At 65.7% G+C, this 1,451-nt stretch carries 1 protein-coding gene; it reads right to left on the reverse strand.

Annotation, left to right across the window (positions count from 1 at the left end):
* On the reverse strand, positions 1-1,112 hold a 1,112-nt coding region (locus tag AAH991_RS40020; protein WP_346231173.1), incomplete at its 3' end, for a trypsin-like serine peptidase.
* Positions 1,113-1,451: the final 339 nt, after the last annotated feature.

Below are 1,451 nucleotides of genomic sequence, written 5' to 3' on the forward strand. Positions count from 1 at the left end.
CTGCCGAGGCTGCCGACGTCCTTGAGGGCGATGTCGACGATCTTGCCGCGGAGCTTGTAGTCGATGTCGAACAGCGCCCAGAAGGTGGCCTTGTAGAAGCCGTTGTCCTTCGTGAAGTAGAAGGTCGTGTCGTCCGACGACCAGTGGTCGCCGCCGTTGCCGAACTCCTGGCGGTTGACGCGGGTGATGACGATGCCCGCGCGTCCGCTGCGGTCCGTCCACTCGGTGCTCGCACCACGGACCAGGGCCTCGGCGTCGGCCTTCGTCTGGCCACCGGCCAGGCACTTCAGGAAGTCCGGAACGGCGACGGCCTTCTTCCAGGACTCCTTCTTGTTGGTCGCGAAGTGCCACGGGTCCTTGACGGCCTCAATCTCGCCGGCCCAGCCGGTGGTCTTGAGCTCGAGGTCCTTGCGGGCCTTCTCCGCCTCGGCCTTGGTCTCGAACCGGCGGTCCTTGACCCAGTTCTTGACCTTGTCCACCGACGCGCCGGTGACCTGGACGCCGTTGTACACGGTGACGAACGCGTAGTCGCGGTCGCCGTCCTCGTACACGTCGTAGTCGTAGTGGGTGTACGCGGTCTTACCCACGTAGATGCCCCACGGGGTCTTGCCCTCGTAGTAACCGGGGATGAAGACCCACTTGTCGAGGGTGGCCTTGTTGCTCACCGTGTCGTAGACGCAGTGACCGGCGGTGGCGACCAGGTTCTTGTACTGGCTCTGCACCGCGGTGGCCGAGCACCAGTGCGGCTTGTTGTCCGCACCGATGAAGAACACCTTGCCGGTGGTCTTCGGCAGGTTGACGTTCTTCAGGTTGCTCGTGGTGGCCTTCTGGTCACCGCTCGAGCCGACGACGCCCGCCTTGCTGTCGGCCGAGGCGCCACCCGTCGAGACGTGCTTGGACGGCACGGTCGTCTCGACGTTGTACGGCGTGGCGTTGATCAGGTTCGCCTTGCCCTGGCCGTACCAGAACGCCGCGACCTGCTTGGCCGCGAAGTTCGTGTTGGCCAGGTTAACGGGCGGGGCGACGTCGGTGTCGGCCTGAGCCGGCGCGGCGACGGCAGCGGCAGCCAGCAGGCCCGCCGCGATCCCGCCCAGAGCGAGAGTGCGCTTCATGGATTTCTCCCTGGTCTGTCGTGGGACGTCACCTGCGCCCCATCCGTCAGTAAGAGACGAGGGAAAAGGTATAGGAGAGTTATGTGGGGTGTAAGCGGTCTGCGGCTTGCGCTCCTCTGGCGCCGCCCGCTGCGCCGCCCCTTCTCGCGGGGTGCCGGGCCATGTTTTGGCTGATCATTAAGGGTGAGTTTCGGTTGCACCGTCATGGCGCGCGAGCTGGCAATGTGACCTAAATCACAGGCTTCGGTGAAACCAGATGGGGCTCTCTCCCGTCAAAGCGGCCCCGCCGGGACGCCCGGCCGGCCGTCGCTCCCGCCCAGGAGACGCCCCCGGACACAC

It is taken from the genome of Microbispora sp. ZYX-F-249 (assembly GCF_039649665.1).
Taxonomy (GTDB): Bacteria; Actinomycetota; Actinomycetes; order Streptosporangiales; family Streptosporangiaceae; genus Microbispora; species Microbispora maris.